Genomic DNA, 14271 nt, shown 5'->3' with positions numbered 1-14271 from the left:
CTCCTCCAAACAGAGAAGACTCTACGTTTCATTTGCTTCAGGACGTGAACAGCGGTATGAGATAGCTCCAGATTTCCTCCATCCCCTGCTTTTCAACAGCAGAGAAAGGAAACAAGGGCTCATCCGCATTCAGCTTCAACGCCTTGCGAATATTCGCAAAATGATGGGCGCGCTTGGTCGGCGGCACCTTATCGCACTTGGTTGCCACAACTGCAACCGGAATTTCATAGTAACGGGCAAATTCCAGCATCGTCATATCATCATCCGTCGGCTTATGTCTGGCATCCACAAGAATCACAACACCCTTTTTCTGCGTTCGTTCAGAAAAATAATCCTCCATCATCTGTCCGAATTTGATCAGCTGTGTTTTTGAGATATTCGCATAGCCATAGCCGGGAACATCTACAAACATATACTTATCATCCAGATTGAAGAAATTCAGAAGTCTGGTCTTGCCGGGCGTATTCCCGACATAGGCCAGCTTTTTACGTCCGCACATGGCATTGATGAAGCTGCTCTTGCCGACATTGCTTCGACCTGCCAGAACGATTTCCGGCAGTGTCGTATCCGGCCATGATTTCTTATCCGGTGCGGAAATGACCAGCTCCGCTTTCTGAAATTGTATCATGTTATTTAACCAGGGCAACATCCAAAACCTGAGACACACGCTCTACAGGTATGAAGTTGACACTTTCCTTTACCGTTGCCGGTACATCATCCAAATCCTTGACATTGGCCTTCGGAATGACGATTGTCGTGATACCGCAGCGATGTGCCGCCATGGATTTTTCCTTCAGACCGCCGATTGGCAGAACATTTCCACGCAGGGTAACCTCTCCGGTCATCGCCAGATTAGCTTTTACCGGCGTATCACTCAAGGAGGATACCAGAGCGGTTGTCAGCGTTACACCGGCACTCGGTCCATCCTTTGGAACGGCTCCCTCCGGTACATGGATATGAATATCGTTCTTTTCAAACACTTCCGGCTTGATTTTGTATTTCTTGGCATTGGCACGTACATAATCATAGGCAATGGTTGCGGATTCCTTCATAACATCCCCAAGCTGACCGGTGATGACCAGTTTTCCCTTGCCTTCAAAATGATTCACCTCAACCTGCAGGACATCGCCTCCAAAGGAGGTATATGCCAGACCGGTAACCGTACCGATCTGATCCTTTGTTTCCCGTTTGCCATATTCAAATTTCTCGTGACCGAGCCATTCCTTCACCAGCTTTTTGGTTACCTTGATACTGCGCTTGCTGTCCTTCAATATTGCCAGCACGCTTTTACGGCATACCGTCGCAATTACACGCTCCAGCTGTCGAACACCGCTTTCTCTTGTATAATATCGAATTAGGAAGCTAATCATATCATCATCAATTTTCAGCTGAGAAGCCTTCAAACCGTTTTCCTTGATCTGCTTTGGCACCAGATGACGCTTGGCAATCTCGATTTTCTCCAGCTCGGTATAAGAGCTGAGCTCGATGATTTCCAGACGGTCACGCAATGCGTTTGGAATATTCTCCAGATAATTCGCTGTTGCGATAAAGAGTACCTTGCTTAAATCATACGGCTCTTCGATATAGTGATCGGAGAACAGGGAATTCTGTTCCGGATCCAATACCTCCAGCATGGCACTGGCAGGATCACCCTTGTAATCACTTGCCATCTTATCGATTTCATCAATCAGGAAGACAGGATTCACTGTACCTGCTTTTTTCATTGCCTGAATAAATCTTCCCGGCATACTTCCCAGATAGGTTCTGCGGTGTCCTCTGATTTCAGATTCATCCTTCACACCACCCAGTGATATTTTTACAAATCTGCGGTCCAGTGCTCTTGCGACTGATTTAGCAAGCGATGTCTTACCGACACCAGGAGGGCCAACCAGACAGATGATCGGTGCACGAAGAGAATTCGTCATCTGCTTTACAGCCAGATATTCCAGAATACGCTCCTTGATTTTTTCCAGACCGTAATGATCCGCATCCAGAATTTCACTTGCCAGATTCAGATCCTCATTGTCCTTGGATTCCTGCCACCACGGCAGATCCATCATCCAGTCGATATACGTTTTGATAACACCAGTTTCTCCACTGGCAGCCGGCAGCATTTCATAGCGGGACAGCTCATCTCTGATTTTGTCCTTGATGCTGTCAGGATATGGATTTTCCTCCAGACGCTTGCGAATCGCATCCACGTCCTTATCGGTATCCGGCACGTCACCAAGCTCTTCCTTGATGGCGCGCATCTTTTCCCGCAGATAGTATTCCTTCTGACTTTCCTCAATTCTCGTTTTTACCTTGTCATTGATCTTATTCTCAATCTGTGATAATTCCTTTTCACTCTCGATTTCCTGAAGAATCAGGTACAGACGATCATTCACACCGCGTGTTTCCAGCAGCTCCTGTCGCTTTTCAAGCGTAAAAGGAAACAGCTGAGCGATCTGATCGGAAAGCATCGGTGCAGAAACGCCCTTCGCCAGTTCATTGATCATTTCTTTCGGAATGGTCTGTGAAACCGCCTCGATTTCCTCAAACTGCTTGGCGATTTTCCTTACCAGAGCAACCTCTTCCATCGGATCCTGTGCGATATCCGTTTTGATTTCTGCCGTTACACTCATCAATGCTTCATCATTGATAATCGTGTGCAGCTCCACACGCTGCATACCTCTGAATTTCACACGCAGATATCCATCCATTCTGCGGATATGCTTGATCTGACAAAGAGTACCATAGGAATATACGTCATTCACATCAGGTTCTTCCAGTGCCAGATCCCGCTGTGCTACCAGAACGACCTGACTTTCGTATTTCTCCTGTGCTTCTTCTACTGCACGCGTAGACTTTTCTCTACCGACATCGATGATGACTTCCTGATTCGGAAACACTACAACACCGCGCGTACAGACCAAAGGAAGCTGTACAATTGGATTTGCATCGTTTTCATTCATGATTCCTACACTCCTTTCCATAGGCAAAAAAGACGCGCTCCAGCGTCTTTTGCAGCATGATTACTTGCCCGTTGCTTCTTTGACAAGCTCTAATGCTTTGCGGATACGTAAATCATACGATACCGCATCGTTGGAAATCAACTGTTTTACCTGCTCAATCGGCATATTGTACATATTGGCGATATTTTCCAGCTCACTGTTGACATCCTCTTCACTTATTTCAATCTTTTCTTCCGCTGCAATAGCTTCCAGAACTAAACGCACTTTTACTTTATTGAAGGCATCCTTGCCCATTTCCTCACGGATCATTTCATCCGTCTGACCTGTTACCTGCTTGAACTGCTCCAGACCGAAGCCCTGAGACTGCAGACGCTGTTCAAAATCACGTACAAGGCTGTCAGTTTCTTCTTCGATCATAACCTGTGGAATTTCCACCTCGGCATTCTCTGTTACTGCTGTCAGAATTTCGTTTTCAAATTTCTGCTCTGCCTGGTTTTTCTTGCTTTCCTCCAGGTTTTTACGGGAATATTCCTTGAATGCTTCCAGCGTTTCCACATTTTCGATTTCTGCCTGTTTTACCAGCGCATCATCTGCTTCCGGAAGCACCTTGGACTTGATTTCGTGAACAGTTACCTTGAAGACAACCGGCTGACCTGCAAGCTCCTCTGCCTGATAGTCTTCCGGGAAGGTTACATTGATGTCCTTTGTTTCTTCAATTCCCATGCCCAGAACCTGTTCTTCAAAGCCCGGAATAAAGCTTCCGCTTCCAATCACGAGCGGGTATGCTTCTCCCTTACCGCCTTCAAATGCAACACCTTCCTTGAAGCCTTCAAAGTCGATCACAGCAGTATCTCCGTTTTCAACCTTGCCTTCTTCTTTCACTACGAGGTCCGCAAAACGCTCCTGCAGACGTGTGATTTCCTCTTCAACATCCGCATCGCTTACTTCAACAGCTTCCTTTGTGATATCCAGGCCCTTGTATGCTCCCAGCTTCACTTCCGGCTTTACTGTTACGTTAAACTTGAATGTTACCTTATCCTCATCGATGCTTTCGATATCCAGTGCCGGACGGGAAATCACCCACAAATCGTGTTCCTTGATTCCTGCGCTTAATGCGTCTCCTGCAACCTCATCGATTGCTTCCATCAATATATTCTGAGAGCTGATCTGCTTTCTTACCAGTTTCTCAGGAGCCTGACCCGGACGGAATCCTGGCAGGTTTACTTTCTTTGCCAGTTTCTTAAATGCTTTTTTCTGAGCATCCTTCCAGGTATCACCTTCGACAGTCGCTGTTAATTCACCTGTTGATTTTTCTTTTAATTCCCATGTTGAACTCATTGTTCATACCTCCTACGTATCAATCTCTTCGCACACAGCATTACATTTCATGCTTCCTTAATAATAATTCATAACCCCTGTATTGTGCAAGACCTTTTTCTTCCTCAAAGAGCATCCATGCCTCATGTTCCTCATAGGCATGAAACACATAAGCAGCCACAGCAGCAGCCAGCGGCAATGCCTCATCCTCTTCGATATTGAATGGCAGACGCAGATACGCCTCCTTCACCAAAGTTTCCACACACATCATCGTAAATGTCGGATTGTCGTTTTCAAACCAGTCCTTCAGATAATTCACCGCTTCCAGCGCACCCTCGCTCTCCATAGGAGCATCCAGACTGCACGGGGAAAAGGTCACTTCCAGACCGTCGATTTCCACACTGACCTCATCGGTAATGTTCTGTTCCATCATGGCTTCGATCATCAGTGAGCGAACCAGATAGTGCGGATTTTGAGACAGATAATCCGCCACAGCATCCATGTGATTACGAATATTACTTTTTTTCAGCTGTTCAATCGCAAGAAACGCTTCCTCCAGAGAACCTTTCAGCAGAGTTTCAATGTCCTCTTCCCGAACTGCGGTATCTTTCCATTTACACTCACTGCGACACTGGTTATAGTATGCGATCAATGGTTCCTCATATTCCCTTGGAATATATGGCATGGAGAGTTCCTCATCCAGAATGGCATATGCTTCGGCAAACTGCGCATCCTTCATCAGAGTTTCCACCTTTTTTAGAATATCCTCATAATAAGTATCCATGGTTTCTCCTTTACGACTAAACATACACTAATATAGCATAATCGCTCGTTTTTATCAATTATAAAGTAGCTTCTGAACCTATTTTCGTAACATTTCTCTACAGTTTCACATAATCCTGACAAAATCTTTGAGAACACGCATTCGTTTCGCGTTCGCATAACGCTTAGATAGCACACATCACTGTGAGTACATATACCTACGGATCCAGCCTGCCGTCCCTGAGCAATCGTATGATATCCGTTTTCAGTTGCCACATATCCGAGAAAAGCGGAAGCCGCCGGGGACGGTTTTCATGATTATTCCTCAAATGCAAGTGAGCATCCGTGGTATTTTTCCTTCTAAAAACAGATGCCTTTCCTATATATTATATAAGCAGTTGTATACAGCACCTTTTTCCATATAAAAACCATCTTAACGGATGGCTTTTTTCAAATATCGCGTATTGCTTGCGGCCCGTTCATACAGCTGGCATTTTGACCTGCCCAGCTGTTTGGCCTTATACAATGCCGTATCGCTCTCACGTATCAAATCATCGATGCGCATAACGGGATCTGTAGTATACGAAATTCCGACACTTGCCGACAGATTCATATAATAAGCATTCTTCTCAAAGTGCTTCTGCAGCTCATGAATAAGCCGGTTCCCCTGCCGCAACAGCTCCTGCGCACTCATGCCCGCTGTAATGGATACCAGAAATTCATCACCGCCCAGACGTGCAATCAAATCCTTAGGAAACATTTCCTTCAGCACCTCTGCGCTGATACGCAGCGCTTCATCACCTACCTGATGTCCATAGGTATCATTGACTGTTTTAAAATAATCTAAATCCACATATAGTATGGATATCTGCTTGAATTTCCGTAAATCAGCATAATACTCATAAAAATATCTGCGGTTGTATAGGCCAGTCAGATAATCGGTATTGGAATTACTGCTCAACTGCTGTTCAAGAAGGTATTCCTCCGTCATATCACGATAGATACACAAATCTCCGACACGACTTTTGAATATATCATATATGGTTTCATTGCTGATTTCCAAAATTCTGCGATTTCCCTCAAATGTCAGAATCGCCTTTCCATTTGATTCCCTTTTCAGCTCCTTACCTTCCCTTAGCAGGGAGGAAAACCAGTCATCATATGCTACATCGAGGATGGAAGCTTTGGATACAGCAAAAAATTCAGTAAATTTATCATTAACATTAAGCACAGTCCCTGCCTGATCTCGGATAAGAATGGCAAATGGCATACTGTTTAACAGGATTTCCAGCTCGGTACTCATATTTTCCAAGTCGGTGATATCATGTCCGATGCCGACACTGCCCATAATCTTGTTCTGCTTATCAAATAACGGTGATTTATAGGTACGAAACTGCCGCAGTCCATGCGGGCTTTTCACCAGCTCATTGAATTGACAGGTTTTCTTTTCCCGTCGAACGATATCCTCTGTTTCGGCACAGTCATCAACATCCACGTCCCACACTGCACAGTGGTTCTTGCCCTCAATATCCGCTCTGCTTTTTCCCACGGTATGACAGAACGCGCTGTTTACCTTGACATGAGAGCCTTCCTCATCCTTAAACCAGACCAGATCCGGCATACTGTCAATGAGAGTATTGAGATAAGTATCCAGCAGCCACGCACGCTCCTTCTGCTGATAGCCCTCATATAGACAACGGATACGTTTTTCAAGATATGTCCCAGACAGCGGGCGGCAGATTACCTCATCTGCAACGTCCCAGCAATCCGCACAGATTGCAGCATCGACATCGCAGATATACAGCAGATAGGCATCTGCCTTCATTCGGCTGCGAATCGGCTGCAGACTGCACAGGGAAAGCTCACAGAGAACGATATCACTGTTATGCCAGGCCCCATGCACATCGGATGTCGTTTGTATATGGCAATGCAAAAGTTCACGGGCAATCCCCTGTTCCAGACAGGTCTGTAATTCAGAGGTGGTCGATAAAACAGTTACAGCTACATGTTCATGATACATTGTCCTCTTCCTTTCCATCTGTGTTTTTACGGATTCACATAATGACGTTGATTATTGTTATATCTTTATTATATTCTTTTCATGGAAACAAATCCACTATTTAAAAAAATACGTTCATTCTTATTATAAAAAGAAATTTTTACCAATGCTTCTACAAGGCACCATACCTACAGGAGAAGTTGTTAATGGGATAAAGCAGAACACCGCTTTTGCTTCATCTGTCGGTTTTATCATGCTATACCCATCGGCTTTGATAGCCACCGGATACAGTGCTGATTCCTGAGTCAGGTCCAATTATATATGCCATCCTCTATTCCTGTCACTTTGCTCGCACATCGGCAGACAACAAAAGCCACGACAGTTCGCCGTAGCTTTTAAAGAGTGTGATAATCTTGCGCCGTTCTTTACAGACCGCTAGCTATATGAGGCAATTTTCAGCAATTCCTCCATCGTTGTCTGCCCCTGCAGTACAAGCTCTGTAACCTCATCCCGTAAGGTCTGCAGCTGCTGGGATGCCTTTACATATGTGTAAATCTCATCAATTTCACAATGTGCGGAAATCATTCTGCGAATTTCCTTATCAATTACAATAATTTCATGTACTGCCGTTCTTCCCTTATAGCCGGTCTGATTACACTGATGACAGCCTGCCCCCTGATACACATAGACCGCATTTTTACCCAGTAGTTTTCTATCCGCATCACTGACTTTTACCCTCTGCTTACAATGTGGACAAATTGTACGTACCAGACGCTGTGAAACACTTCCGATCAGTGAATTTGCTATCAGATACGGCTCAATTCCCATATCCTCCAGTCTGACAATGGAGCTGATGGCATCGTTGGTATGCAGGGTGCTTAACACCAAATGTCCGGTGATGGCTGCACGAACAGAAATCGAAGCAGTCTGTGCATCCCTTGTCTCTCCCACCAGAATGATGTCCGGATCCTGTCGCAGCAATGCCCGCAATCCGCTTTCAAAGGTCAGTCCTGCCATCGTATTGATCTGCATCTGGTTGACTCGTTCAATATTTTTCTCTACAGGATCCTCGATGGTTGAGATATTCAGCTGACGCTTTGCCAGCGCCTCCAAAATCATGTACAGGGTCGTTGTTTTGCCGCTTCCGGTTGGTCCTGTGATATAGATGATACCATGCGGCATGTTCAGCATTTGACAGATTTTTATAAAATTCTCCTGATTCATCCCATATCGCTGCTCATTGAGAATCGGCATATTGCTGTTCAGAAAACGAAGCACAGCCTTTTCCCCATGAACCGTTGGTATCACGGAAACCCTCAAATTCATACGGTTGCCGTCAATCTCCGTTAGAAAATGTCCATCCTGAGGAAGTCTGCGTTCTGCGATATCCATATTGCTCATGATTTTGATTCGGACAAGCAGTGTCTGATGCAGATTTTTCGACAGCTGGACATAATCTACCAGCATCCCGTCAATACGCATACGAATCATTGTTTTATCTTCATAGGGCTCTACGTGAATATCGCTGGTTCCTGCCTTATAGCCTCTGGTCAGCAGACTGTTCAAAAGCTTTACAACCGGTGTGTCATCCTCTTGCGCATTATATAGCTCACTGTCATCAAATGTGAAGGATATCACATTTTCATTGGCGGTGGTAGCTGCTGTTCTTGCTTCAATTTCCGCATAATAATAGTCGATGGCACGCGATATGGACGCCTTGTCACAAAGTGAGATATCAATGTTCATCCCGGTCACAAAACGAATATCCTCAATTCCGTAAAAATTCAATGGATCGCTGGTGACTACGCTCAGCTTCCCGTTTTGTTCACTTATGGCAAGCAGACTGTATTTCTGGGCCAGCGCCTTTGGTATTTTCATAACGGCGTCGATTTCAATCTTCACTTCATCCAGATCAAGCAAGGGCTCATTCAATCGCTCACTCAGGGCTGTCAGCATCTGCTTTTCATTTATAAAGCCAAGGTCGATCAAATGCTGTCCCAGACGTTTATCGGGATGTTTACGCTGGGAGATCAGCGCTTCCTGCAGCTGCAAATCATCAATATAGCCATATTCCTTTAAAACCTCTCCAATCGGTATGTTTTTCATTTCAGCACTCCTTAGTCACTATCGCCGCCATAGATTCTGCATTGCGGATAGTTATTTGTTGCGGCAAGCAGATCATCCACCGTTGTATAGCCGATTGTCCACGAGCCGTTATTCATAGCATGATTCGGTGTTATGTGCGCTGTGTTATCATGCAGACACTGATGATATTTCCCATTGTACAGCACGATGTCATCTGTGAAATATACACTATTTTCATCATAGGCTTCATTGATTTTTTTCCAGCCATAGGTGCCCGGAGCCGTCCATGTATTTTGTTGGCTTATCGATAGGGAATAGCCGCCCACCCACACATAGCTCACTGTTCCGTTTTTCGGATAACGGACATAATCTCCCGGAAATATTTCGCTTGCCTGCCATTGCTTTTCCGTATTCGGACAGCGTAGCATTTCACCACCGACGGTATAATCCATCCCAGAGGTATCGATAACACAAAAATTCTCAGATTTGCTCGTGTTCAGCTCATTCATAGGGATTGGGTCTGTTTCCCAGTTATCCTTATAATTCAAAGCATCCCCACTGGCATAATATTTCCCCGGCTCTCCGGATTCACTGCCGCCCCGCACCGATTTCTTACAGCGAAAATAGCCGTATGTGCTTTTCACAACATCTCCCACCTCATAAGCGCTCATGCTGTCCCAGTTGACAGTCAAACATTTCCATCCACTTGTTGTTTTAGGAGAGCCGCCGGACTTCGCCGTTGTCGTTTTCCTGTACCACTGCTTTCCACTGGGACCGGCTGGATCATCCACAAAGGCATACTCCCCCCGAAAATAAAGCTTTCCGCTTTGAAATGCGTAATCCTCCAGCTGCTGATCCTCTGAGAGCAGAAAACACATCAGCTCATCCTCTACGGTTCCCGTTTGTTCATAGGATTCGCTGATGTTCAAGGAGCCTCTTCGATAATACACCTTATAGCCAGTCTCCCCCTGTACAGACATGTCTATGGAATCCTCTGTATCAAAGGATGTAAGCTCATGGTCCTTTGCCAAAGCAGCCTTCAAATTGATAAGCTCCAGTGTAATGGATGTCCGATACACTTCCTCCCCCTGTGCCTGAAGTGTCAGCCTGCTATCCATACGGGAGTCATTCTTATATGGCTTTATTACCCATTGCAGAGTATTTCCATTATAAAAATTTTTCTCATACAGCAGCTTTCCGTTTTTCATCAGATATCCGTCTTTTTCATACAGACAGTCCCAGCCATCCCCTTGCGGACGATCCGCATCTACTGCCAGCTTAACCTCGGTAGCAAACATCAGCTCATCCTTAATCACCTCAGATATATCATCCAGTACCTGCTTATCGGCATCCGATGTCGCAGTTCTTTGGAAGAAATTCAGAGAATTGAATATCATGGTGCCGGCTACAAGCATAACAATCGATGCAATCAGCAATGTTACAATTATCTCAATCAGCGTAAACCCCTTCTTATGCAACCTCACCATCTCCATTTCTACAGCCATATGCTATCCGTATCGCTCCCATCAAACTCCGCCTCTTCATCCAGCATCAGCCATCCGTTTTCAGGCTTGCGAATATAGCTCATCAGCTCGCCATAGCTTTTAAACACAACGCCATTTCGATCGATATCCGCATAAAAGCTATAGTCATCAACGATACGATATGTAAGCGTCATCTGCATGGATGGATCATAATACCAGCGCTTATTATCTAAATCATAAATAACTGACAGCACCTCGCTGGAACCATTATGAAAGCTGCCTGGGTAAAACTGATTATCTGTACTCAGATAAAAAATTGACTGTCGTTTATTTTGATCAACTGTTTTGTTCCATGGGCTGATGGGTCTGATATAATAGGATTTTCCGGATTGCTGCAGCGGTTTGGGAAGCAGCTGCTTCGGGAATTGTTTCCAGCCTGTCAATTTTTCATAATACTTGCTGAAGCCGTTCCATGTCATATTAGATGAGTTACTTTGTGAATCTGGAAAATATACATCCTCTGCAAAGTTTACCAATGCATTCGCATTGATTACCAGAGTCTTGTATTCCTCATAGGTGCTTAAGGTCTTCAATACCTCGTCACTGATCACTGAAAGACTGACATCCTCCTGTGCCATATAATAGCGCATAAGGGTCGGTGAGACGGTGACTGCTTTTCCGTTTCCGGATATTGTATAGGAAATCTTTTTTCCTTTTTTCTTAACAGACGCGCTACCTCCCTGATGAATTGCCGAGTAAACCGCATCACTTTGATTTTTTACACTTTCCGCTTTTTGGAAGGTATTTAAAACAGTCGTGAATCCCGATATGAAAATCAAACCAGCTATGGATAAAATCAGAATACTTACGATTGTTTCCAGCAGTGTCATCCCTTTATTTCCCATAGCGCCACCTCATTTCTGCTTTTTGTCACAATTCAATAATACCGCTGCAGCTGCCACTTCAAGTCTGTACTCGTATTTATGTTTGTCCCAATCATATCCGCTTTCATACATGCAGTTTGCGCAGAATATGTGCACTGCACCTCCAATATGATTTTCTGCCGTCCTTCCCCATCCTGTGTCCGAAGAATACTCGCATGCTCCACACTTCCCATTTCTGCAGGCAGTTCGATTTGTAAAGTCTCACGCTCTCCATCATGCGCGGGAATAAACTGTGTGTATTTTATATTTCTCGATTCTATGCGGGACACCATATCCGTCAATACGGACTGGGCGCTGAGCTCTGCCTGCCGCCTGCTGTTCAAGCTATAGGAACGGCTGTAATAGGTATGGGAAAGTGATAATACTCCGATAAAAACGACCATCAGCATCATGATGACAGCAATCGCCCAGATCAATGCAGAGCCCTTTGTATTCTTCTGCATCCTATTCCCTCCTGCCATCAATCCACCATGAAAACCTTGAATGTCACACGCATTGTTTTCTGCTCCTGATTCTGCTCCGTATAGGAGAGCGCACTGACCTTCATCGATTTGGAAGAGTTCGCTGTATCTACCAGCTGCTGCAGCTTCAAAACATCCCCACTAACCTGCATTTCAGCATTATAAACCTGCATCCTATAGACTTCCGCTGGATTCTTACTGTCTTTATTTTTCTGTTTCTGTTCTGTAAAGCTGAGGACCTCCTCTTCCTTCGCATCCTCAATGGTAAGCGATACCGGAGTCAGTCCATGATCCATGACCAGCTGTGTCAGCATGGCGTCCAGATCCTCCTTCTGCATGCTGGAGTAAAAGGAATCGTTCAGCTTTTTTATTTTATTATGTATGCTTTTTGTATCCTTGGCTGCCTCCGTTGCATTGCTATCAGTATTTGATAATGCCGCCATTTCCTGCTCTGCCTGCTTATACTTCGCTTTCAGTGAAGTATTTTTTTCAAAGGCCGGAAGTACAACCAGAAAGATTCCTCCGACCACCAAAAGCACACACAGCAGGATATACAAAAGCCGCTTTTCTCTTTTATTCAGTTTCATAAGCTGTCCCTTACCTTAATGTGCATAGCACGGTTGCTGTATAAGCCTGTGTTGTCGTACTGACGACTTCCTTTTCCTGCGTTTTCGCTGCCTCCTGCAGCAGCTTCAGCAATTCATCCGCAGCAGTATCCCCAGTGTTGTTTGTTTTCGTATCTGTATTTGCTTCTGCGGCTGTTGTTTTTTCCGACTGTGAAGATACCTTCGTTTCTGTTGTTTTCTCTACGAGGGTATAGCCACTGTACGTAACTTCCGAAAAAAGTCCGGTGCTTTTCAATCGGCGAATGAACTGCTCGGTTGCATCTGCACTGTCCGCCTCTGTTTGCAGGGTGATGATTTCAGAATCTCTTGTATAGGAAAAGGATACGACATTCACACTGAGATCGGCTGCAAGCAGGATATTGTCAAAGGTATTCTGCTGCAGCTTGGGATAGGAGGACAGATTTTTGCGCAATACCGTCAATCGGGTAAGGGTATTGCGCAGCTCTATGTACTGCTTGTATTCCTGCTGCTGCGTGTCGTTTTCCAGTGCTTCCTTTTTCTGTTTTATTTCCTGTCGGATATCTGTCAAATTTTGTGACAATGAACGATTTTCAAAAAATTTCCATCCGAAGAGCATAGCGACAACCACTGAAAACAGCAAAAGAGGTGCCACGTATTTCAGATATTGCGGATGCTTTCCGAATGCTTGCTTTTTTTCATATACCTTCAGCAAATCGATATCCTTCATTTTAAGAGCTTTTCCTGCCATTCTTTCATCCTACTTTCTAATAAGAGCACCTACTGCATACACGTAGGAATGTAATTGGAATTTCTTTCGTTCCTCTTTATCCGCAATGCTGATGAGTCCTGCGTTGGGAAACACTTCAGATGCTATATGGAGATTGGATTGCACACTTTCATTGACAACAGCATTCTCCTGTTCATTCAGTCCGCAGAAATAGGCATATGCTACCGCATGACTGTAATTGGATTTTCCAAATTGCATCAGCTGAGAAACCGTGCTGATCATCTCGGTTATAAACGCATGGGAACCACGCTCCGAGAATAAGCGTGCCCGCTTGGAAAACACATAGTGATTATCGATAAACAAATACGAGGAAACATTATTGGCATCGACAACCGATACAATATAGGTCTTGTTTATAAAATCGTTCAGCTCCTGTGTCAGCTTCAGCAGGGCATTAACCGATACATCAACGGAAAGCAGTCGTATTCCTGCATGCTCAAAGACCTCAACATAAGAGGCAAGCAGCTTGCGCTCCATACCGCAGCATAGAATCTCCGCTTTATTTCGTTTGTTTTCCAGCCGTGTGCTCAATACGCTGTAATCGTACAGCAAATCCTCATAGGAGCTGTCAATATCCGATAGTGCATGCTTTACAACATCCTTGATCTCCCGCTTTTTCATCATCGGAATCTCTATGTTTTTCATTAAAATCTGGCCGCTGTCTATGACCAGCCTGCATGCGCGGACACCGGATGCCGCCAGTGTCTGCAAGCCCTTTGTCACCTGCTGCTCATCGGTAATCACACCGTTGATGATTGCATTATCATCCAAGGCCACCTCTTTACAGGACTGCACCTTGATAACATCATCCTGTTCACAGGAGCCTTTGATCTGTTGAATTGCGTGTGAAGATATATAAACAACGTGCTCTGTTCCCATGTGGAAGACTCC

Annotated in this window: 12 protein-coding genes; all 12 read right to left on the bottom strand. The window is 44.9% G+C overall.

Translation table 11 applies throughout. The features are described 5' to 3' along the window. Positions 1-37: 37 nt before the first annotated feature. Positions 38-628 carry a ribosome biogenesis GTP-binding protein YihA/YsxC gene (gene yihA / locus NE665_RS08415; protein ID WP_117443972.1) on the bottom strand — a complete coding sequence of 197 codons (591 nt, stop codon included), beginning with the start codon at positions 626-628 and terminating at the stop codon, positions 38-40. Between the two features lies 1 nt (position 629). Further along, the gene (gene lon, locus NE665_RS08410; RefSeq protein WP_117443973.1) at positions 630-2954 is read right to left on the bottom strand and encodes an endopeptidase La; all 2325 of its coding nucleotides are present in this window, start codon (positions 2952-2954) and stop codon (positions 630-632) included. 60 nt (positions 2955-3014) lie between these two features. Then, positions 3015-4292, bottom strand: a complete 1278-nt coding sequence (gene tig / locus NE665_RS08405) for a trigger factor (protein ID WP_117443974.1) — start codon at positions 4290-4292, stop codon at positions 3015-3017. 40 nt (positions 4293-4332) lie between these two features. Then, positions 4333-5055: a DUF3196 family protein gene (locus NE665_RS08400; protein ID WP_117443975.1), complete on the bottom strand. Its 723-nt coding sequence runs from the start codon at positions 5053-5055 to the stop codon at positions 4333-4335. Between the two features lie 411 nt (positions 5056-5466). After that, a complete protein-coding gene (locus NE665_RS08395) occupies positions 5467-7053 on the bottom strand; it encodes a diguanylate cyclase (RefSeq protein WP_117443976.1) in 1587 nt (528 codons plus the stop codon). Positions 7054-7467: 414 nt separating this feature from the next. Continuing rightward, positions 7468-9138 (bottom strand): GspE/PulE family protein, encoded by a 1671-nt coding sequence (locus tag NE665_RS08390; RefSeq protein WP_117443977.1) that lies wholly within the window; start codon positions 9136-9138, stop codon positions 7468-7470. A gap of 11 nt (positions 9139-9149) precedes the next feature. Beyond that, on the bottom strand, positions 9150-10622 hold the full coding sequence (locus tag NE665_RS08385; protein ID WP_117443978.1) for a prepilin-type N-terminal cleavage/methylation domain-containing protein: 1473 nt from the start codon (positions 10620-10622) through the stop codon (positions 9150-9152). Next, positions 10613-11506, bottom strand: coding sequence for a type II secretion system protein (locus NE665_RS08380; protein ID WP_117443979.1), 894 nt, complete (start codon positions 11504-11506; stop codon positions 10613-10615). Before NE665_RS08380 ends, NE665_RS08385 begins: the two co-directional genes overlap by 10 nt. 32 nt (positions 11507-11538) lie before the next feature. Continuing rightward, on the bottom strand, positions 11539-11988 hold the full coding sequence (locus tag NE665_RS08375) for a hypothetical protein (protein WP_117443980.1): 450 nt from the start codon (positions 11986-11988) through the stop codon (positions 11539-11541). 17 nt (positions 11989-12005) lie between these two features. Beyond that, complete coding sequence (gene gspM / locus NE665_RS08370) at positions 12006-12593, bottom strand: type II secretion system protein GspM (protein ID WP_117443981.1); 588 nt, start codon at positions 12591-12593, stop codon at positions 12006-12008. Positions 12594-12603: 10 nt separating this feature from the next. Next, positions 12604-13341 (bottom strand): hypothetical protein, encoded by a 738-nt coding sequence (locus tag NE665_RS08365; RefSeq protein WP_117443982.1) that lies wholly within the window; start codon positions 13339-13341, stop codon positions 12604-12606. A 9-nt stretch (positions 13342-13350) separates the two neighbouring features. Beyond that, complete coding sequence (gene pilM, locus NE665_RS08360; RefSeq protein ID WP_117443983.1) at positions 13351-14259, bottom strand: pilus assembly protein PilM; 909 nt, start codon at positions 14257-14259, stop codon at positions 13351-13353. Positions 14260-14271: the final 12 nt, after the last annotated feature.

This window comes from Clostridium sp. DFI.1.208, assembly GCF_024463855.1.
In the GTDB taxonomy this organism is placed as follows: Bacteria; Bacillota_I; Bacilli_A; order Erysipelotrichales; family Erysipelotrichaceae; genus Clostridium_AQ.
This window is presented reverse-complemented; position numbering and strand designations above follow the sequence as displayed.